General features: G+C 71.8%; 17 protein-coding genes and 1 tRNA gene. 11 read left to right on the top strand and 7 right to left on the bottom strand.

From position 1 onward, the window contains the following. Positions 1–106: 106 nt before the first annotated feature. Positions 107–637: a hypothetical protein gene (locus QF030_RS23655; protein ID WP_307164643.1), complete on the top strand. Its 531-nt coding sequence runs from the start codon at positions 107–109 to the stop codon at positions 635–637. Between the two features lie 154 nt (positions 638–791). After that, positions 792–1343, top strand: coding sequence for a DUF4232 domain-containing protein (locus tag QF030_RS23650; RefSeq protein WP_307164642.1), 552 nt, complete (start codon positions 792–794; stop codon positions 1341–1343). Positions 1344–1618: 275 nt separating this feature from the next. On the opposite strand, the gene QF030_RS23645 is transcribed toward QF030_RS23650, so the two are convergent. Then, on the bottom strand, positions 1619–2824 hold the full coding sequence (locus QF030_RS23645; RefSeq protein ID WP_307164641.1) for a DUF2786 domain-containing protein: 1206 nt from the start codon (positions 2822–2824) through the stop codon (positions 1619–1621). A 91-nt stretch (positions 2825–2915) separates the two neighbouring features. Here QF030_RS23645 and QF030_RS23640 point away from each other — a divergent pair, with 91 nt between their 5' ends. Next, on the top strand, positions 2916–3692 hold the full coding sequence (locus tag QF030_RS23640) for a Clp protease N-terminal domain-containing protein (protein ID WP_307164640.1): 777 nt from the start codon (positions 2916–2918) through the stop codon (positions 3690–3692). Between the two features lie 87 nt (positions 3693–3779). Further along, on the top strand, positions 3780–5582 hold the full coding sequence (locus QF030_RS23635) for a bifunctional 3'-5' exonuclease/DNA polymerase (protein WP_307164639.1): 1803 nt from the start codon (positions 3780–3782) through the stop codon (positions 5580–5582). Here the strand turns inward: QF030_RS23635 and QF030_RS23630 are convergent. From QF030_RS23630 to QF030_RS23620, 3 genes are all read right to left on the bottom strand, one after another. Next, positions 5542–7983, bottom strand: coding sequence for a BTAD domain-containing putative transcriptional regulator (locus QF030_RS23630; protein ID WP_373428796.1), 2442 nt, complete (start codon positions 7981–7983; stop codon positions 5542–5544). The two genes, QF030_RS23635 and QF030_RS23630, sit on opposite strands and share 41 nt — an antisense overlap. Before the next feature lie 404 nt (positions 7984–8387). Beyond that, entirely contained in the window at positions 8388–9281 is an 894-nt protein-coding gene (locus tag QF030_RS23625) for a glycosyltransferase family 2 protein (RefSeq protein WP_307167666.1), read from the bottom strand. Positions 9282–9427: 146 nt separating this feature from the next. Beyond that, a complete protein-coding gene (locus QF030_RS23620) occupies positions 9428–9862 on the bottom strand; it encodes a DUF3052 domain-containing protein (protein ID WP_307164638.1) in 435 nt (144 codons plus the stop codon). A 64-nt stretch (positions 9863–9926) separates the two neighbouring features. Between QF030_RS23620 and QF030_RS23615 the strand changes: the two genes are divergently transcribed. From QF030_RS23615 to QF030_RS23585, 7 genes are all read left to right on the top strand, one after another. After that, a complete protein-coding gene (locus tag QF030_RS23615) occupies positions 9927–10892 on the top strand; it encodes a D-2-hydroxyacid dehydrogenase family protein (RefSeq protein ID WP_307164637.1) in 966 nt (321 codons plus the stop codon). 295 nt (positions 10893–11187) lie between these two features. Continuing rightward, entirely contained in the window at positions 11188–12111 is a 924-nt protein-coding gene (locus QF030_RS23610; protein ID WP_307164636.1) for a hypothetical protein, read from the top strand. 119 nt (positions 12112–12230) lie between these two features. Next, positions 12231–12689: a hypothetical protein gene (locus QF030_RS23605; RefSeq protein ID WP_307164635.1), complete on the top strand. Its 459-nt coding sequence runs from the start codon at positions 12231–12233 to the stop codon at positions 12687–12689. A gap of 58 nt (positions 12690–12747) precedes the next feature. Further along, the gene (locus QF030_RS23600; RefSeq protein WP_307164634.1) at positions 12748–13068 is read left to right on the top strand and encodes a hypothetical protein; all 321 of its coding nucleotides are present in this window, start codon (positions 12748–12750) and stop codon (positions 13066–13068) included. 71 nt (positions 13069–13139) lie between these two features. Continuing rightward, a complete protein-coding gene (locus QF030_RS23595) occupies positions 13140–15806 on the top strand; it encodes an ATP-binding protein (RefSeq protein WP_307164633.1) in 2667 nt (888 codons plus the stop codon). Beyond that, entirely contained in the window at positions 15803–16405 is a 603-nt protein-coding gene (locus tag QF030_RS23590; RefSeq protein ID WP_307164632.1) for an RNase A-like domain-containing protein, read from the top strand. The genes QF030_RS23595 and QF030_RS23590 overlap by 4 nt, the downstream gene beginning before the upstream one ends. Continuing rightward, positions 16402–17043, top strand: coding sequence for a Cap15 family cyclic dinucleotide receptor domain-containing protein (locus QF030_RS23585; RefSeq protein WP_307164631.1), 642 nt, complete (start codon positions 16402–16404; stop codon positions 17041–17043). The genes QF030_RS23590 and QF030_RS23585 overlap by 4 nt, the downstream gene beginning before the upstream one ends. Positions 17044–17175: 132 nt before the next feature. Here QF030_RS23585 and QF030_RS23580 read toward each other — a convergent pair. The 3 genes from QF030_RS23580 to QF030_RS23570 form a co-directional block, all read right to left on the bottom strand. Beyond that, positions 17176–17249, bottom strand: a tRNA-Thr gene (locus tag QF030_RS23580). 108 nt (positions 17250–17357) lie between these two features. Then, positions 17358–18935: an alpha/beta hydrolase gene (locus QF030_RS23575; protein ID WP_307164630.1), complete on the bottom strand. Its 1578-nt coding sequence runs from the start codon at positions 18933–18935 to the stop codon at positions 17358–17360. A 229-nt stretch (positions 18936–19164) separates the two neighbouring features. After that, positions 19165–20370 carry a DNA polymerase III subunit delta' gene (locus QF030_RS23570; RefSeq protein WP_307164629.1) on the bottom strand — a complete coding sequence of 402 codons (1206 nt, stop codon included), beginning with the start codon at positions 20368–20370 and terminating at the stop codon, positions 19165–19167. Positions 20371–20553 lie beyond the last annotated feature (183 nt).

The raw sequence follows: 20553 nt of genomic DNA, 5'->3' as shown, positions 1-20553 counted from the left end.
TAGCTTGCTGCGGTCCCTACCTACCGGTCCGTACGGCCTCACGGTCCGTGCGGCCCACGGTCCGTGCGGTCGACCCGGTCGGCCGGCTACAGCTTGGGAGCTTGCAGTGACTTCGGCGATCTTCACGCGGGGCGCGTCCCGTCGGCCGGTGCGCGCCACGGCCGTTGCCGTGGCCGCCACACTGGCGGGCGTACTCGTGCTGACGGGGTGCAGTGACGACGGAGGGTCCGACGACGGCTCCTCCGCGACGCCCACGACGGCGACCGGCGGCACCGGCGGCACCGGCGACGCGACGGGCTCCGCGTCCGCCTCGGTCTCGGCCTCCGGCGAGCTGGAGGGCAGTTGGCTCGCCACTACGGACGGCAAGGCAGTCGCCCTGATCATCACCGGGAAGCAGGCCGCCCTCTTCGTGACCGGCGGGTCGGTGTGCAGCGGGACCGCCGGCGAGGAGGCGGGCATGCAGATGATCCACCTCAAGTGCACCAGCGGGAAGGACGACCGGACGACCGGCATGGTCGACTCCGCCGACGCGAAGTCCCTGAAGGTCACCTGGTCCGGTGCGGTCGGCAAGGAGACCTTCGCGAAGGCGGAGGACGGCCAGTGGCCGTCGGGACTGCCGACGCCCGGCCTCGGGTAGTCCGGCCGTCCCCTTCGGTGGAGGAAGACTTCGGAGGCCCCAGCGGCCCGGGCGACCTGGACGCGAAGCGGTCAAGAGCGGGGGCGCGCGACACATGCACGCGCGCGTGCGTGATGATCCTTCGAGCACCGTCACGAAACCCTAGGGATCACTCATGCGCGCCGTTCCCCTCACCGTCACCGCCCTCGCCGCGGCCCTGCTCCTCACCGCCTGCGGCGGCGGGGACGACAGCGCGTCCGACACCGACGCGAGCAAGGCCTCCGAATCGACCGGCTCCGGCTCCGCCGGCGGCACCTGCGCCGCCGCCGACCTCGGCCAGGAGGTCGGCCCCGTCAACGCCGCTCCCGCCGCCGGCGACAGCGGCAACGTCACCGTCACGCTCACCAACAAGGGCGCGGAGTGCACCCTGAACGGCTTCCCGACCGTCACCCTCGCCTCCGACGGCGGCTCCGCGGACGTGCCGAAGGACGAGGCCGCCGAGGCTCAGGCGCTGACCCTCCCGGCGCAGGGCACCGCCACCTTCACGATCACCTACGTGCGCGGCGAGGACGGCGGCGACAAGAGCCTCGCCGTCAAGACGGTGAAGTACGGCCTGCCGGGCGCCTCGGCCGACCAGAGCTTCCCCTGGTCGTACGGCGATGTCGCCCTCAAGAGCGGCAAGGTGCCGGACGCGACGGTCAGCGCCTTCCAGCAGGCGGGCGACTGATCCACCGGGCACCTGCCTGTCCCTGCCTGCCCCCACCTGGGGTGCCATGGGAGCCGGGGCCGGGGCGTCACGGGAGCCGGGGCCGGGTGTCCCGGCAGCGCTGGCGTCACGGCAGCGGAGGGGCGGGGGGTGATGTCCCGCGCTCGGGCAGCCTCGCGCGGCTCCGTGGTCGGTGGTGCAGGTCCGCGAGCGGTGGTCGCGGCGCGTGCGCCGGCGCACGCGTGTGGCGGCGGGACATCCCCGGGCGGGGCGTCACGACAGCGGGGGGCGGGGCGTCACGGCAGCCGTGGACGGGATCGCATCCGGGCCCGGTCCGCCGCTTCGGCGCCCTCGGTCCAGCCCGCCTCGTCGGTGACTCCCCGCAGGCGGGTGGAGACCGTTGCCGGGAACATCCGGTCCGTCGCGGCAGTGACCGCGACCTCGCGGGAGGCGAGGACCGGCAGCAGTTCGTCGTTCACCTGGGTCTCGGCGGCGGCGGTGACCTCGCCCAGACGGGTGCCGATGCGGTGGGCGTAGGCGGCGAGGAAGGACTGCCGGAAGGTCTTGGTCCGCTTTCGGCCGCCGGCCCGCTGGGCCGCCTCCGCCCTGGCCATCGCCGACTGCGCCTGCACCAGCAGCGAGGTGTAGAGCAGTTCCACCGACTCCAGGTCGGCCTCGAAGCCGACGACAGTGGAGAAGCCGAAGGGTTCGTTCCACACCGCCCGGCAGTGGTTGGCGTCGGCGACCGCGTTCAGCAGCACCGCCTTCGCCTGTTCGTACGGCGGCTCGACGCCGATCCGGCAGGCGCCCGGCGCGTCCGGGGCCGTGGCCTGGGCGTCGAGCAGCGCCTCGTCGACGCTGTGCCGGGCCATCAGCTCCTGCGCCTTCGCGGTGAGCGCCTCCGCCTCCTGCGGATACCCGGTCGCCTCGGCCTTGGCGAGCAGCGCGCGGATGCGGGTGAGCATGCGCGAGTGCGAGCCCGGGCTGGACTGCCGGTGCGGTTCGCGTTCCTCGAGAGGTTCGAGGGCGGGCAGGCGCAGCAGCAGGCGGTAGAGCTCCAGGACCGTGGTGGCGTGCGAGAAACGGTCGGTGACGGGCGCGGGCGGAGTCTCGGCGGACAGCTCCGCCAGCTGGGCCGCCCAGCGTCGCCCGCGCGCCCGGTCGTCCCGCGCCTGCGTCAGGATCAACTGCGACACCAAACCCACATGGACGTCGTCCAGCTCGCGCCGCACGAGCCGTACGAGGTCGGCGGGCTGCCAGCCACGACGCCAGGCCGTCGCCACGAAATCGGCGCCCCGCCGGGCCAGTTCGGCGTCCGCCGCGCGGTCGGCGGCGAGGAGCGAGGCGCCGGTGTCGAGGGCGGCGTCGGCGGTGTCGTAGAGGGCGGCCCGGAAGGCACGTTCGACGGTGCCCGACGGCTCGCCGGACGACTGGCCGGACGACTGACCGGAGGAGTCGCCAGGGCGGTCGTCACCAGGGGCGGTGTGGTCGGTGCTGCTCACCGGTCGATCGTGTCACGGGGCGCGGCAGCGCATTCCACGGGAGTGACAACCTTGGGTTGACACTCCGCTACTGTCAACCTACGGTTGACACATGACGTCTCCACGACCCGGCACCACCTCGTCCGTCCGTCTCGACGACCTCATCGACGCCATCAAGAAGGTCCACAACGAGCCGCTCGACCAGCTTCAGGACGCCGTCATCGCCGCCGACCACCTGGGCGACGTGGCGGACCATCTGATCGGCCACTTCGTCGACCAGGCCCGCCGCTCGGGCGCCTCCTGGACCGACATCGGCCGGAGCATGGGCGTCACCCGGCAGGCCGCCCAGAAGCGGTTCGTGCCGAAGGAGTCGGCCGGCCTCGACGCGAGCCAGGGCTTCGCCCGCTACACCCCCCGCGCGCGGAACGTGGTCATGGCCGCGCACAACGCGTCCAAGACCGCCGGCAACGCCGAGGGGCTGCCCGCGCACCTCGTCCTCGGCCTGCTCGCCGAGCCGGAGGCCTTCGCGGCGAAGGCGATCGCCGAGCAGGGCGTCTCCCTGGAGGCGGTCCGTGAGGCCGCGACCGCCGCGCTCCCGCCGGCCGCGGACGAGGTGCCCGAGCTGGTCCCCTACGGCCCGGACGCCAAGAAGGTCCTGGAGCTCACCTTCCGCGAGGCGCTCCGCCTCGGCCACAACTACGTCGGCACCGAGCACATCCTGCTGGCCCTGCTGGAGTACGAGAACGGCGAGGGCCTCCTCAGCGGCCTCGGCATCGACAAACCCGGCACCGAACGGTACGTCGCGAAAACCCTGGCCGCGATCTCGACGACACAGGAGCAGGAGCAGAGCCAGGAGCGGGGACAGGAGCAGGAGGGGGGACAGGCGTAGCAGGAGCAGCGGAAGCAGGCGGCAGGAGCAGGGGAGCGGGAGTGGCCGGCAGCGGCCGTTGTCAGACCCTGCTGCCACACTCGCAGCATGGCCGACCGGTGGGCACTCGCTCCGGCCGAGGACGGTGGCGTGGAAGTCGCCCCCCTCGGTCCCGACGGGTTGCCCACCGGTCCGGTGCTACGGGAGGCGGACCTCGCGCGGGCCGTGCGCGAGCGGCCCGACGTCGCCCGCTGGGTCTGGCGTTCCACGGCCGAGGTGTATCCGCGTCTGCTCGCCTCGGGGGTGCGGGTGGAGCGGTGTTACGACGTCGAGGACGCCGAGAGCCTCCTCCTGGGCCACGAGGGGCGCTCGGGTGAGCCCCGGTCGGCGGCGGCCGCGCTGGCCCGGCTGCGCGGCGGCCCCGTACCGCCCGACCCGCCGCAGCGCTCCGCAGTGCCCGGCGCGCAGTCCTCGCTGTTCGAGGCGCAGGACACCGCCGTGCGGCTGCCCCTCGCCGACCTCCTCGCCGTCTATGCCGATCAGCAGCGGCGGCACGAGCTGGCCGAGCACCCCACGCGGATGCGGCTGCTGACGGCGGCCGAGTCGGCGGGGATGCTGGTGGCCGCCGAGATGAACCGGGCCGGGCTGCCCTGGAGCGCGGAGGTGCACCGCGCGGTACTGCACGACCTGCTCGGCGAGCGGTACGCGGGCGGGGGCGAGCCCCGGCGGCTGGCAGAGCTGGCCGAGGAGGTGTCTGCCGCGTTCGGGCGCCGGGTCCGCCCCGACCTGCCCGCGGACGTGGTCAAGGCCTTCGCGCAGGCCGGCATCCGGATCAAGTCCACCCGGCGCTGGGAGATCGAGTCCCTCGACCACCCGGCCGTGAAGCCGCTGATCGAGTACAAGAAGCTGTACCGCGTCTGGGTGGCCCATGGGTGGTCCTGGCTCCAGGACTGGGTGCGGGACGGCCGGTTCCGGCCGGAGTTCCTCGCCCACGGCACGGTCACCGGGCGCTGGGTGACCAACGGCGGGGGCGCCCTCCAGATCCCCAAGGTCATCCGGCGGGCCGTGGTCGCCGACCCGGGCTGGCGGCTCGTCGTCGCCGACGCCGACCAGATGGAGCCGCGCGTACTGGCGGCGATCTCACGCGACCCCGGGCTGATGGAGGTCGCCGGCCGGGAGACCGACCTCTACCAGTCCGTCTCCGACCGCGCCTTCTCCGGCGACCGCGCCCAGGCGAAACTCGCCGTGCTCGGCGCGGTCTACGGGCAGACCTCCGGTGACGGCCTGAAGAACCTCGCCGCGCTCCGCCGCCGCTTCCCGCGCGCGGTGGCGTACGTCGACGAGGCGGCCAAGGCCGGCGAGGAGGGGCGGCTCGTGCGGACCTGGCTCGGCCGGACCTGCCCACCGGCGACCGGGGCCCGGGACGAGGGTACGGAGGAGGCCGGCATTCCCATGGACTCCGCCGGCCTCGGCGGTCGCGGCAACCCGGGCGATCCTGGCGGCTCTGACGGCTCTGGCGGCTCTGGCAGCCCTGGTGGCTCTGGTGGCTCTGGTGGCTCTGGTGGGGACGACGATCCGTTTGGCGACCGGCAGTGGGTGCCGGGGTACGCCTCGAGCAACGCACGCGCGCGTGGCCGGTTCGCCCGCAACTTCGTCGTCCAGGGCAGCGCCGCCGACTGGGCGCTGCTGCTGCTCGCCGCACTACGGCGCACCTGCGCCGGAATGGCGGCCGAGCTTGTCTTCTTCCAGCACGACGAGGTGATCGTGCACTGTCCGCTGGAGGAGGCCGAGACGGTCGTGGCCGCCATCCGGGAGGCGTCCGGCCTGGCCGGGCGGCTGACGTTCGGGGAGACACCGGTGCGCTTCCCGTTCACCACGGCGGTGGTGGAGTGCTACGCCGACGCGAAGTGACAGAGCTCGGCCGAGTGACCGGCTCCAGGCGAGTGACCGGCTCCGGGCGAGTGACCGGCTCCGGGCGAGTGGCTGGTGGGTGGTCGGCCGGCTCCGGTCGGCCACCTCCGTCGGCGTTCACGCCGTCGACGTTCCCTCCGTCGACCTTTGCTCCGTCGACCTTTGCTCCGTCGACGTGCGCTCCGCCGGCGTTGGCTCCGTCGACGTGCGCTCCGCCGGCGTTGGCTCCGTCGACCTTCGCCTCGTCGGCCACCGTCCCGTCGGCCTTCGCGAGTTCGCGGGCGAAGTCCCGTACCAGGTCGTGCGGGGTGTAACGGCCGTAAGTGTGCTCCTCGAGGAGCGCCACGTCGACGAGTCGGTTCAGGGCTGCTTCGGCGCGCGGCTCGTCGGTGCCCGTGAGTCGGGCCAGGAGCGGGATGCCATAGGCGGGCAGGTCCTGCGCGCCGATGCGGCGCAGGGCGAGGGCCGCGTCCCGGTCGGTCTGACGTCCGGAAGCGGCGAGCGCGTCGTGGGCGACGGCAAGAGAGCGGCGGACGCTGAGATCGTCGTACTCCAGATGGGCCAACCTATTTTCGGCGTCCGCCAGTTGATCGGCCAGCCCGTCCGGGGTGAGGGCGCTGCGCGCGGCGAGTCGAGCGGCGACGACGCGCAGCGCGAGCGGGAGGCGGCCGGTGAGGTCGACGAGCGGGTGGGCCGCGTCCAGACCGGCACGCCCCTCGCCCGGGCCGGAGGCCGCGCGCAACAGGGCCGCGCTGTCCTCGCCGGACAGCGGTCCGAGCGGGAAGCGTTGGGCGCCGTCGAGCGTGGTGAGCGGCGAGCGACTGGTGACGATCACCGCGCAGCCGGGGCCCGCCGGCAGCAGCGGGCGGACCTGCGAGGCGGTCGCGACGTCGTCCAGCACGACGAGCGTGCGGGTCGGCGCGAGCAGGGTTCGCAACAACGCGGATGCGGCGTCCGGGTGTTCGGGTATACGCCGGGGTCCCATACCGAGATCGCGCAGCAGGGCGGTGAGCGCCTGGGCCGCGGTGAGGGGGGTCATGCCTGGGGTGGCGCCGTGCAGGTGCAGGTACAGCTGCCCGCTGGAGAAACGTTCCTTCAGAGCGTGTGCCACGCGCAACGCCAGCGCGCTCTTGCCTACGCCGGCCATACCGCTGAGAACGACGACCGGCTTTGCGCCCGCAAGGGTGCGGTGGAGGAGGCGCCGGGTCTCGACGCGGCCCGTGAAGTGAGCCGGTGCCGGGGGGAGTTGCGCGGGCCGGGTGAGCGGTCCGACGGGACCGGGCGTGGCCGACGGTGGTCGCTCTGGCTGGGGACTGCGTTCGGGATCGGGATCGGGTTCGGTATCGGCGGCCGGGATGGGAGCCGAGGCCGACGCCGACGCCTGAATGGGAGTCTGAGACGGAGTCGGAGCCTGCGCGGAAACCGGAGTCGCAGTCGAAGTCGAAGCCGGGTTCAATCCCGAAGCCGAAGGTGAAGGTGCAGCCGAAGCCGAAGGTGCAGGTGCAGCCGAAGCCGAAGGTGCAGGTGAAGCCGGGGGCGAAGGTGAAGGTGCAGGTGAAGCCGGAGTCGGAGTTGAGGTCGGCGTCAGAGTCGGGGAATCGACGGGCGTGGGAGCCAGTATCTGCACGTGGGCGTCGCGTATCGCCGGGCCTGGTTCGATGCCGAGTTCCTCGACGAGGCGGGCGCGCAGGTCGCGGTGGACGGCGAGGGCCTCGGCCTGTCGACCGGTGCGGTGCAGGGCGATCATCAGCTGGCGGTGGTAGGCCTCGCGCAGTGGATGTTCGGCGACCAGGGCCGTCAGCTCCGGGACGAGGCGCTCGAACCGGTCGCCGCCGAGACCGAGTTCGGCGTCGTGGCGCCACTCGAGCAGGAGCAGCCGGGCCTCCCGCAGGCGTCGCACGAAGGCGTAGCCGCCGACCTCGGCCGGGAGTCCGCTCAGCGGGGTGCCTCGCCACAGTGCGAGTGCCGCCGCGCACTCGCGCGCGACGCGTTCCCAGTTCCCGGCGGCGTGCGCGGCACGTGCCGCGGCGACATGTCGCTCGAACACATGGACGTCCAGCTCACCGCGTTCGACTCTGAGCCGATAGCCCGGTGCTATCGCACGCAGCCGCTCGGGGTCGTCGAGCAGCCGGCGCAGCCGGGTGACGTGGTTGTGCAACGAGGCCTGCGCGGACGTCGGCGGCGCGCCGCCCCAGAGCGCCTCCTTGAGCGACTCGACGGGAACGATCCGGCCGGCGTCGAGGAGCAGGGACGTCAGCAGGGCACGTACCTTCGGGCTGCGGACCGTGTCGTAGGGAGGGACGCCCGCCTCGCATTCGGCGTCCGACGTGTCGACCGCGAACAGGACCGGTGTGCCCAGCAGTCCGAACCGCAGCCCGTACCGCCGCATCACGCCGCCCATCACCTTTCCACGCCCGGTCCACACCGGTGCCCGTACCGACTTGCCTTACTTGCCCGAGTTCCCTTGCCGGGTCGCATGATCGAGTCGAATCACCGAGTCGCATTGCCGGGTCGCATGATCGAGTTGCTCGCGTTCGTGATGCGTACCCAGCCCCAACACGGGAACACCAAGTGACCAGTGACGACGCGCATCCGGTCGGCCACATGTTAGCGATCCGTTGGCGCGATCTGATGTGATCACATCATCGGAATCGGCCCGACGGTGCGCGCGTATCCACGCGCAACTCGGGGGAGTGTCGCCGCCGCGGCCGGATCCGGGGGCGCGCGGGGCCTCGGTCGGCGGAGGTGACCGACCGGGCCCCGCGCCCCGTTTCGCGCCGGTCCCTCAGAGCTCTCGACGGAGCCTCAGATGATGGGCGGCCTGCCCAGCCTGGTCAGCCGCCACACCGTCCGCCACTGCATGGGCCGCCTACGTCCGGCCGGCTTGCGCACGCCCTCCGCGAATCCGCCGAACCAGGCCTTGAGGCCACCGAGCGAGCGGGTGCGCAGGAGCGTGACGGCGATCCAGACGCCCAGGTGGACGGGGATGAGGAGCAGCGGAAGGTTGCGCCGGACCAGCCAGACCCGGTTCCGGGCCGTCACCCGGTGGTATATCGCGTGCCGGGCGGGCGAGGTCTTGGGATGCTGGAGCAGCAGCTCAGGCGCGTAGAGGATCTTCCAGCCGGCGTCGGTCGCCCGCCAGGCCAGGTCGGTCTCCTCGTGCGCGAAGAAGAACTCGGCGGGCCAGTCGCCGGTCTCCGCGAGCATGGCCATGCTCAGGGCGTGGCCGCCGCCGAGGAAGCCGGTGACGTAGCCGCCCCGCATCGGGTCCGAGGCGCCGACACGCGGCACATGCCGACGCTGGGTCTCGCCGTGCTCGTCGGCGATACGGAAGCCGACGATGCCGAGTCGTGCGTCCGCGGCGTACAGGTCGCGTATGCGGCTCAACACGTCGGCGTCCACCAGCAGCCCGTCGTCGTCCAGTTCGACGACGACGTCCACATCGCCGTACTCCCTCAGCCGGGCGAGGGCGACGTTGCGACCCCCGGGGCAGCCGAGGTTCTCGTCGACGTCGATCGCGGTGACCTCGCCTGGCAGGGAGAGGCGCCGGGCGAAGTCGGGAAGTGCGCAGCCGTTGCCGACGATCACGATGCGGGCGGGCGCCAGGTCCTGCTTGGCCACCGACTCCAGCAGCGCGTCGACCTCGTCGGGCCGGTTGCCCATGGTCACGACGGCCACGGCGATCCTCGGCTCCGCCATGTCCCCGATGTCCGACACGTCCACCACGTCCCTCACTCCGTCCGGCCCTCGACGCGACCGTGTCCCGTCCACGCGCGGGCCCGTCGTTCACCTAGATGTTGCCTCAGGTGCGGGCGTTGCTCCGACGCCGCCTCATTTTGCCTCCCCTATGTGCCGGTCCGGCCGCGTCGGTCCTGCCTGCGTCGGACGAACTTGAGCCCCGACCAGTCCTCCCCCAGCGCGGCGACCTTGACGTCCACGACGCCGAGGGGGAGGAAGAGGTCGCGGAGGGCGTTCTCGGTGAGGTCGCTGACATGTCCGGCCGCCTTGCGGGGCCAGGCGATCCAGAGCATGGCGTCGTCGGCGAGGTCAAGGACGAGGGCCGGGGTCTCGGCGGCGAGGTGGGCGTGGTCGCGGTAGAAGGCCACGGTGACGTCGGCGTCGCGGGGGCCGCCCGGGGCGACCTGGACGCCGTCGGGGAGTCCGGGGACGTCCCAACCGGCCGGGGCGTGTCGCAGTCGCACCCGGTGGCCGGGCTTGACGCCGAGCTTCCTGGCGAGGGGGGTGCCGGAGTAGCCGCCGGTCGCGGCCGAGTCGCTCACGGGCTCGCCGTAGCCTCGGACCGGACCTGTTCCCGGTCGGAATCACCCCACCCGGAGGAAAGCCGTGCCCTTCCGCTGTGCCGTACTCGACGACTTCCAGAACGTCGCGACGACTCTCGCCGACTGGTCGGCGCCGGCGTCGGACGAGGAGGTGGAGGCCGTCTCCTTCACCGAGCATTTCGATGACGAGGACGAACTCGCCGCGGCGCTGGCCGACTTCGACTGTGTGGTCACTTTGCGGGAGCGCGTCTCCTTCCCGGCGTCGCTGCTGGACCGTCTCCCCCGGCTGCGCCTGCTGATCGCCTCCGGCATGCGCAACTCGGTGATCGATTACGCGGCGGCCAAGGCGAACGGCGTGACGGTGTGCGGTACGGAGAGCTCCTCGACTCCGCCGGTGGAGCTGACGTGGGCGTTGCTGCTGGGCCTCGCGCGCGGGCTGGTGCAGGAGAGCACCGCTCTGCGGGAGGGCGGGCCGTGGCAGTCCACGGTCGGCGCGGACCTGCACGGACGGCGGCTCGGGCTGCTGGGCCTGGGGAAGATCGGCACGTCGGTCGCCCGGGTGGGCCTCGCCTTCGGCATGGAGGTGAGCGCGTGGAGCCAGAACCTGACGGCGGATCGGGCGGCGCAGTCCGGCGTGCGGCTGGCCTCCTCGAAGGAGGAGCTTCTCTCCGGGAGCGACTTCGTGTCGATTCACCTCGCCCTGAGCGACCGCACCCGGGGGCTGCTCGGCCCCGCCGAACTGGCTCTCCTCAAGCCGACGGCGTACCTGGTCAACACCTCGCGGGCGGGGATCGTCGACCAGGCGGCGTTGCTGGCGACGCTGCGGGAGGGCCGTATCGCCGGCGCGGGCGTGGACGTCTTCGACATCGAACCCCTCCCCGCCGACCACCCGATGCGCACGGCTCCCCGCCTGCTGGCGACGCCGCACCTCGGGTACGTCTCCCGGGCGAACTACGAGCGGTACTACGGGCAGGCGGCGGAAGGAGTCCGGGCGTATCTGGCGGGAAAGCCGGCACGCGTACTGAGCTGAGCCAACCGGACACCCGCTGCATGCCTGCCCCGCTGCCTCTGCCTGGCTGCCAGGGGGCCTGCCCGCCCTGCATGCCTGGCTGCCTGTCTCGCGGAGGCGGCAGCCCGGCCGCCACGACCGAGCGTCATCGTGGTGTCGAGGGGCTTCCCCTGATACCGAGCTCGGAAGCCTGATCAAGGCGGAAAGGCTCGTCCAGATTCCGTACTCAACTGCGCATACGCTCAACGAGTTTGGCGATCTTTTCGTTGTGGTTCAATGAATGCGCCGTGATTCGGTTTACGCGGGCGGAGCAGCGTTGATCAAGGAAAAGACCTTCGAGGCCACTTCGGCGCTGCTCACCGAACTGCTGGCCACCCAGCCGCGATATCGGGGCCGGTGGCGCGCACGTGTCCAGCGGGACCGTTCGGGCGGCCGGGTGAGCATCGCCGCCGTGGCTCAAGTCCTGGCCGAACACCTGTGGGATTCCGGCGAGTTCCCCGAGTCCGAGCAGTCCCTCGCCCGCAACCTGAAGGACCGCGTCCGCCGAGCGCTCGACGGTACGATGATCACAGCAGAGACGCTGACCTGGCTTATCGACGCCTTTCGCGTGGACGAGCGCGACGCCGTGTGTCTGCGGGCCACGCACGAAAGCGATTCCGGAAACCGGCCCGACGGAATCTCCGACGCGGTCCAGGAACCCCGGGAAATGATCAGACGCCAATGGCATCGCACGGTGACGGTATTCGAACGCTATTTCCTCGACAGTGAGGGACAGTTGACCGAACGCCGCACCAAGCATGTGATCATGGCTCTCGAGGACGGAGTGGACAGCTACCTGTTCAATCACGAATCCTCCGTGGCGGCCATCGAGGTGTTGCACGGCGGAACTCTCGGACCGGAACATCATTACGACGGCCTGGTTTCCCACGAGATCGCATTCCCCCAGCCGCTCAAGCAAGGTCAGCGCACCTCGTTCGAATACCGGACCGCCTACCGTCCCGCGCCGCAACCCCCTCAGGAGGTACGGCGCCCCGCCCGCGGCCGGATCGAGAACTTCGACATCGCGGTGCACTTCGAGCCGCGTCGGTTGCCCAGTCGGCTCTGGTGGGCGACCTGGTCGGACCACCACCTCGGCGACCCGGTGCAGTTGGAGCCCGCCGAAGTGTGCGAAGCGGGCAGTGCACATCGCTATGTGCCTTTCGTCGAGCGGTCGGTGGTCGGCTTCCGCTGGAACTGGTGAGTGGCGCAACGGAGTTGAGCGCACCCTGTGCGCCGTAAGGGCGCTCCGTGCGCCGTAAGTGCGCCATGCCGCGTGTTCACTTCCCCCGTCAGTCAATCGGACGATCTCGGGGGGACACCGTGGGAATCCTCAACCAGTTCGACGTCATCGACTCCTTCAACCAGCTGATCCCCGGCGCGGCCGGGCACTCCGACAGCTACCTGCGCGAGGTCGCCAAGGCGACCCAGGATCAGGGCCTGCCCGTCGAGATGAACCTGGAGAACAACTCCGACGGCCTCTTCGCCGCGATGCGCGGGCAAGGGGCTCGGAGGTTCCTCGTCGTCCAGCCGTTGGACCGCAAGGCCCGAGGCCTGCGGATGATGCACTACGGCTTCCCGGTCGGCACCAACCTCACCGCAGGCTGGCTCCTCACCGGAACCACCGGCAACCTCAAGCTCTTCGACTACCTCGACCTCACCGCTGTCATCGAGTCCGTCCACGGACTCGCCGTCGCCCCGGCGCTCTACAGCGTCGCGGACAGCACCGGCTTCGCCCGCGAGGAGATCCGCAAGTACCAGAGCGGATTCTTCGGCGTCTGAGCCGCGTCGCCCCACCATCCGGATCCACGACGCTCCGAGCCGTCACGGAAGGACAGCCATGGGCTGGGTCATCTTCTTCGTCTATGTCGCGGGCATCATCGGGACCACCCGCTACGCGATGAGTCTCTTCAACCTGCACTGGGCCGACATCAACGGGTCCGGTCTGAACGGCATCGGCGCCCGCTTCAAGACGATGGTGCCGGGCACTTTCTGGCCCATCGGTCTGCCGATCCTTCTGCTCGTGGCGCAGCAGCGGCAGGGAAACCGCCAGGTCGCCCGGCAGAACGTGGCCAACCTCATGAGGGGCGACGACAGCCCGCGGAACGCCCCCGCGCCGCAGCCCGAGCACCGCACCCGCAACCCGTTCGACGAGATCTGAGCCGCCGACACCCGCTTTCTCCAGGAGGTGACAACGTGCAGTGGCCCCCGGACGTCCGTCATGACACAGCCGTGATCTGGGCAGACACGGATTTCTTCGCCAAGCCGGACTGCTGGGCCACTGCGGCGGCCCGGATCGTCTCGGGCCCCCGAGCGCCCGAGACGGCCGGTCCCGCAGAGAGCGGCGCGGCGATGCGCGCCGTCTCCACCCGAATCGTGCAGGCCCTGCGGGGCTGGGCGAACCGCGCGGCTCTGGAGGTCCGGTACACCGCGCCCGCCTCCGGTCGCCCCCAGGGCATCGACTGCCACCTCATCGCCCGCGCCGCGGGCAGCACGCCGTCCGAGGCCGACGTGGCCGCCCAGCAGTTGCTGGGCGCGGCGGCGCGGCTGCTGCCCGCCGGCTTCGTCGTGGAACCGGCCGACCCGACGGACCTCGTCATCCCCACAGGCCCGGTGACCTGTGCCGAGGTCCGGAGGCACGAGGAGATCGTCGCCCCCGCCCTGGCCGACTACTCCGCCGCCGAGTACTACTACCTGCCCGGGCGGCTGCACGGCGACGGCTCCGCCTGGGATCCGTTCCTGCGTACCCTGCTGCACACCCCGTCCCTCGTGCTGGTCAGCCTGGTCTTCCTGCCGACCGCGCTGTCTCCCCTGGAGAGCGAGGCCTACGGTCACCTCTGCTCCGGCCTGGAGTACGAAGCCACCGCCCGGACCGTCCATGAGTACCTGGGGCCACTGGAACTGCCGCCCGACGACAACGCCCGCCGCGCCCTGGAGGCCTGGCGCCGCTTCGGTGACAGCTCGGCCAAGATCCTGGCGCGGGCCACGGTCGTCGGCGACCGGGCGACCACCGACACGGTTGCCGCCACGCTCGCGGCGGCCGTCGGGTCGTCGTACGAGGTGACCGAACGCGGGATGACCGGCGGCGTGAGCGTCGTGCGGCCCGGCAACGTCGAGGAACTTCGGCTGGCCGCACAGTGCCTGGCCGGCGGCTCGGTCGCGCCCTGGGGCGGCCACCCTGTCTGGCAACTGCCCCTGGCCCCCGAGTCCATACGCCGCGTGCCCTATCTGTTCGGGCCCGAGGAAGCCGCCTCGATGCTCGTCCTCCCGGTTCCCGGCCCCGACGGCTGCCCCGGTCTGGAGGTGTCTTCGCCCGCACTGGAGCAGGTCACCCCGGCGCCCGCGCCCGATCCGGACACCCCCGTGCTCGCCCTGGGCGACCGGATCAGCGGCGGCCCCGCGGCCGCCCTCCACCTCCCGCTCGACGACCTCGTCAGCCACGCCCTGATCGTCGGCGCGCCCAACACCGGCAAGTCGACCACCCTTCAAAGCCTTCTCGTCCAGCTGTGGCGGGACCACAAGGTGCCCTGGCTGGTCATCGAGCCGGTCAAGACGGAGCACCGCGGCATGCTCGCCGTACCCGGCATGGAGGCGCTGCGCATCCACACTCTCGGTGACTCGGAACGTGCACCGTGGCGGTTCAACCCTCTCCAGCCTCCCCCGGGCGTCTCCGTCCACGCGCACATCTCGTCGCTGATGGCCGTCTTCCGCGCCGTAGTGCCCGACATGGACAGCGCGCTGCCGCTCATCCTCGAACAGGCTCTGGAGGAGACCTACGTCCGGGCCGGCTGGGACGGCGGGCGCGAGCTGCCCGGCCCCGTGCCGACCTTGCGCGCACTGCTTCCCGTTCTCGACACGCTCCAGGACGACAGTGCGTACCGAGGCCAGGCCCTCAACGTCTTCCCCGCCCTCGTCACCCGCGTGCGGGCGCTGCTCAGCGGTGAGCACGGCTACATGTTCGACACCGTCGAGCAGACCGACTGGGCCGGCCTCCTCGACCGGCCCGCCGTACTGGAACTGGCCTCCATGGCAGACCCGGCCGCGATCGACATGACCCTCGGCTTCCTGATCTCCCAGTTGTCCGCCTTCGCCCGGCTGCGCGGCAGCCAGAACCGCCGGCTGCGCCATCTCCTCGTGCTGGAGGAGGCCCACCGCGTCTTCGCCCGGCCGACCGGCGGCCCCGACCGCAGGTCGGCGGAGGCGGTCTCCGCCCTCGCCAACGCCCTCGCCGAACTCAGCTCGTTCGGGCAGGGCTTCGTCCTCGTCGACCAGGTGCCCGAACGCCTGGACGAGGCGGCAACCGCCTTGACCGGCGTCAAGATCATGCACGCGCTGCGCAGCGCGCAGAGCCGTCAAGCCATGCTCGACGACATGGGCGCCGGTCCCCGTTCCGCGCAGACCGCGGCCACCCTCCGGCGCGGCCAGGCGCTCGTCACCACCCCCCGCACCAGCGATCCCCTGCTCGCCGGGATCCGGTCCGACCCGGCTGTGGACACCGCACGCGTCGTCGATGACGACTCCGTCGTACGGCATATGGCGGAGCCGACCCGCGCTCTGTCCCGGCTGCTGCCGTACGAACTGTGCTCCCGCGACATCTGCCGGGACGGCTGCGCACCGCCGCGCAGGGAACAAGGGCGGGCCCTCGCCTTCGCCCGGCGCCGGGAGGCACGCGCCGAGGCACACCGGACGCCCCACGGTGAGCCACACCGCACGCCCGCCCTCGGTGACCTCGCCCAGTCCATGGCCCGCGCCTGTGCCGGCGAGGTGGCCGACACGTACTGCGCGATGGTCCACGTGGACCTCGACAGGCCGCTCCCCGGCCTGACCCCTCAGGGGCGGCAGTCCGATCTGACGGCGGTGGTACGCAAGCAGGCGGCACGGGCGGGAGGCGCACGGTGATCCTCCACGACACACCCGAGGACGAGCGGGAACACGAGGAGATGCTGCGTCAGGCTCTCGACGACCACCAGGATGTGCATCCCGACCACCACCGGGAGCGGGGGCGGGTCGCCGAGTTCCGGGACCGGGACGCGGAGTACCGCGAACTGTCCGACCGGCTGCCTCCGTCCGGAGTCGACGTGCTCAGCGACCTGTACCGCGAGGAACTGCGCGACGTCGGGCACGCGATCGACAAGCACGTGGGGTGCTCCCTCGACGAGCTACGGGAGTTCGATTCGTACGCCTCGGAGTCGGGCGCGTCCTCCTTCGACACCCCCGGTCAGGCCGCCGATGCCGTCAACGACGCCCTGTACGACTCCGCCGACGACATGGTCACGTGGCTGGTCGGCGACGACCTGCGCCCCTTCGTCTGCGACGCCGATCTGGGCAGGGCAACCGGTCGCTGGGCCCGCGCCCGCGACCACGCGGACGGCACCGAGGTGACCGGCGTCCGCGTGGTGCTGGCCAGGGACACCGACGATCCGCGCGGTTTCGTGTTCCGCACGGCGTTCCCGATCCCGGCGGATCAGGTACGGGGCGCAGGACGGCGACGGCCATGAAGGACATACGGCAGCAGATCACCGTCGGGATCGTCTGCCTGGTGTGGCTCGCCCTCGCCCTGCTCACCGGTGAGGCACTGTCCCCGGCACCGCTGCGCCTCTTCTCCGCGGCCGGAACCACGGTGGCCATCGTGGCCCTGGCGTACGAGAGGTCCCTGTGGCAGTGGAAGCTCGTACGCCGGTTCACCGGGATCCCGCTGCTGCACGGCACCTGGCGGGGCGAGGTGGTCACCTCCGTCATCCGTGAGGACGGCGACCCGGTGCCCCCGATCCCCGCCGTCCTGCACGTGGTGCAGAGCGCCTCGCGCGTCAGCGTGTCCCTTTTCACCGCGGACTCGGTGTCCACCTCGACCCATGCCTCGCTGCTGCGCGGGGACGACGGCCGATGGTGTCTGCGCTGGCAGTTCACCAATCAGCCCCGGCCCGGGGCCCGACAGCGCAGCCAGCGGCACCGCGGGGTGGCGGAGCTGTGGATCGGCGCCGTACCCGGCGAAGGGCTCAGCGGTGAGTACTTCACCGACCGGCGGACGTACGGCGAACTGACCTTCGTGGAGTGGAGCCCGCGGCGCTACGGCAGCGCGTCTACGGCCCTCGCGGCGACGGACTTCGCGCTCGTGGCGCCATACGCGGCGAGCTGACGCACCCCCTGCCCGCCTGGGCCGTCCCCGCCGTGCCGGGGGCTCCCCCGCTCACCGCTCTCGCGTCCGACCCAGCCCCCGAAAAAAGCAAAAGCCCCAGGTCACGGCGAGTGAGTCCTGAGGCTTTTACAGAGCCGCCTTCGGGATTCGAACCCGAGACCTACGCATTACGAGTGCGTTGCTCTGGCCATCTGAGCTAAGGCGGCACGCTGTCCGCACCATGGTGCGATCAGCAACGTCGGTAAGTCTACACAGTTTCGAGGGGTGCTCCGAACAGCCCCCGGGAGCGGTACTCCCGGGGCCGGCGACGGTGGCTACTTGCAGCGTTTGCCGTCCGTCGGAGGGGTTCCGTGGAGCAGGTAGGTGTCGATCGCGGAGTCGATGCAGGCGCTGCCGCGGCCGTAGGCGGTGTGGCCGTCGCCCTCGTAGGTGAGGAGGCGGCCCGAGGCGAGCTGGTGGGCCAGGGACCGGGCCCAGCGGTACGGGGTCGCCGGGTCGCGGGTGGTGCCGACGACGACGATCGGGGCGGCGCCCTTCGCCTCGATACGGTGCGGCTCGCCCGTGGGGCGCACCGGCCAGTAGGCACAGTTCAAGGAGGCCCAGGCGAGGCCCTCGCCGAAGACCGGGGACGCCTTCTCGAAGGACGGGACAGCCTTCTCGACCTGCTCCGGGGTGGAGAAGGCGGCGGGGAGGTCGAGGCAGTTCACGGCGGCGTTGGCGGCCATCAGGTTGGCGTAGCGGCCGTCGGGGTCCCGCTCGTAGTAGCTGTCGGAGAGGGCGAGCAGGCCCGCGCCGTCCTTGTCCTTGATCGCTGAGGACAGCGCCTCGCGCAGCTGCTCCCAGGTGCTCTCGTCGTACATCGCCGCGATCACGCCGGTGGTGGCGAGGGCCTCGCCGAGTTTGCGGCCGTCCGGGTCGCCGGTGGGGATCGGGTGCGCGTCGAGTGTGCGGAAGAAGGCTTTGAGGTTCTCGCCGACCTTGGCGGGAGCCGTGCCCTTCCCGCCGAGCGGGCAGTCGGACCGCGTGACGCAGTCCTTCGCGAACGACTGGAACGCCGTCTCGAAGCCCGCCGTCTGGTCCAGGTTCAGTCGGCGGGCGGGCAGCGACGGGTCCATCGCGCCGTCCAGGACGAGCCGGCCCACCCGGTTCGGGAAGAGCCCCGCATATGTCGCCCCGAGGAACGTCCCGTACGACGCCCCCACGTACGTCAGCTTCCCGTCGCCCAGGACCGCGCGCAGGATGTCCATGTCACGGGCCGCCTCCACGGTGGAGACGTGCCGCAGCAACCGTGCCGAGTGCGCGCCGCAGCTCTCCGCGAACTCCTTGTATGCGTCGACGAGTTCGCCGGACTCCCGCTGGTCGTCGGGGGTGGTGTCCGTCTGCGTGTAGGTGTCCATCTTGCGCCCGTCGAGGCACTCCACGGGCTCGCTGCGGGCCACGCCCCGCGGGTCGACGGCGACCATGTCGTAGCGGGCGCGGACCCCGGCGGGGTAGCCGATGCCGGCGTACTGCTGGAGGTAGCCGACCGCCGAGCCGCCCGGTCCGCCCGGGTTCACCAGCAGCGACCCGAGCCGCTTGCCCGGGCCCGTCGCCTTCTTGCGGGCGACCGCGAGCCGGACGTCGCCGCCGCCCGGCTCGGCGTAGTCGAGTGGCGCCTTCAGGGTGGCGCACTCGAAGCCCGGCACACCGCAGCCGCGCCAGCTCAGCTTCTGCCCGTAGTACGGCGCGAGCGCCGACGGCGTGGCCCGTGGCAGCGCGACGAGCGCCGCCACCGCCGTGGAACCGGCGGAGCTCGTCGACTCGGCGGCGGAACAGCCGGAGACGAGCAGCGCGGCGAGCGAGAGGAGAGTGACGCCGGTACGGAACCTGCGGGGAGAGCGCCTGATGTACATCCAGCGAGCGTAACTCTGTGCAACGGTGCGAACGCCTTACGTACGCGAACGGACACGGACGAGTGATGCCGTCAACCCGAGATCGACCTGACCGACGCCGACGGGACTTCCCGTCCCCGAGCCGCTCGTCGAGCGTCGGCCCGCGTCGGCTCGACGGGGACGGCGCCGGTTCGCTCGCCGCCTTACGCGTCTACTCGCCGCCTTACGCGTCTGCTGGCCGCCTTCGGCGTCAGCCCGCTCTCAGCGCCATCGTCATCGCCTCCACCGCCAGCAACGGAGCCACATTGCGGTCGAGGGCCTGTCTGCACGCGGCGATGGCCTCGATGCGCCGGAGCGTGGACTCCGGACTGCTGCCACGGGCGAGCCGCTCCAGGGCGTCCTCGGCCTCCACGTTGGCGATCGCGACGCGGGAGCCGAACTGGAGGGCGAGGACATCGCGGTAGAAGGCGGTCAGGTCGGTGAGCGCGAGGTCGAGGCTGTCGCGCTGCGTCCGCGTTCTGCGGCGCTTCTGCTTGTCCTCGAGGTCCTTCATCACCCCCGCCGTACCGCGCGGCATCCGGCCGCCCTGAACCGCGCCCATCGCCGCCTTCAGCTCCTCGGTCTCCTTGCCGTCCATCTCCTCCGCGAGCTGCTTGGCGTCCTCGGTGGCCGCGTCGACCAGCTCCTGGGCCGCCCGCAGGCAGCCGCCGACGTCGTCGACACGCAGGGGCAGTTTCAACACGGACGCGCGGCGTTCGCGGGCGGCGGGGTCGGTGGCCAGTCTGCGGGCCCGGTCGACGTGCCCCTGGGTGGCCCGCGCGGCGGCCGCGGCGACGGCCGGCTCGATGCCCTCTCGCCGGACGAGCATGTCGGCGACGGCTTCGACGGACGGCGTACGCAGGTTCAGATGCCGGCAACGGGAGCGGATGGTGGGCAGCACATCCTCCAGGGAGGGCGCGCAGAGCAGCCAGACCGTCCGAGGGGCGGGCTCCTCGACGGCCTTCAGGACGGCGTTGGCGGACTTCTCGTTCAGCCGCTCGGCGTCCTCGACGAGGATGATCTGCCAGCGGCCCGTAGCGGGCGAGGTATAGGACTTACGGACCGTGTCGCGCATGTCCTCGGCAAGGATCTGCGAACCGACCGCGGCGACGGTGTGGACGTCGGCGTGGGTACCGATGAGCGCCGTATGACAACCGTCGCAGAACCCGCAGCCCGGGACGCCGCCGAGCGCCCGGTCCGGGCTCACGCACTGGAGGGCGGCGGCGAAGGCCCGCGCCACCTGGCCCCGACCGGCGCCGGGCGGGCCGGTGATCAGCCAGGCGTGCGTCATCCTCGACGTCTCGGGCGGTGGGGCGGCGGAGCCGGCCGCGGTGACGAGCGCGTCGGCGTCCCGAGCGGCGGCGGCGAGCTGATCGCTCACTTTCTCCTGCCCGACGAGGTCGTCCCACACGGTCATGCGTCACGCCGCCCTTTCGTCACGTTTCGCGATGCGGCTTCCATTGTGCGGGGCGCCACTGACAATCGAGTCGAGCCCCGGGTGAGCTCGGCGTCCCACCGACGACCGACCGTCGACCGGAGTCTGCCGCCGACGACCGGCCAGCGACGACCGGCAGTCACAGTCGGCAGTCGGCAGTCGCCA

The organism is Streptomyces rishiriensis (assembly GCF_030815485.1).
GTDB lineage: Bacteria > Actinomycetota > Actinomycetes > Streptomycetales > Streptomycetaceae > Streptomyces > Streptomyces rishiriensis_A.
The sequence above is the reverse complement of the archived record's forward strand: the minus strand, read 5'-3'. Positions and strand labels throughout refer to the sequence as shown.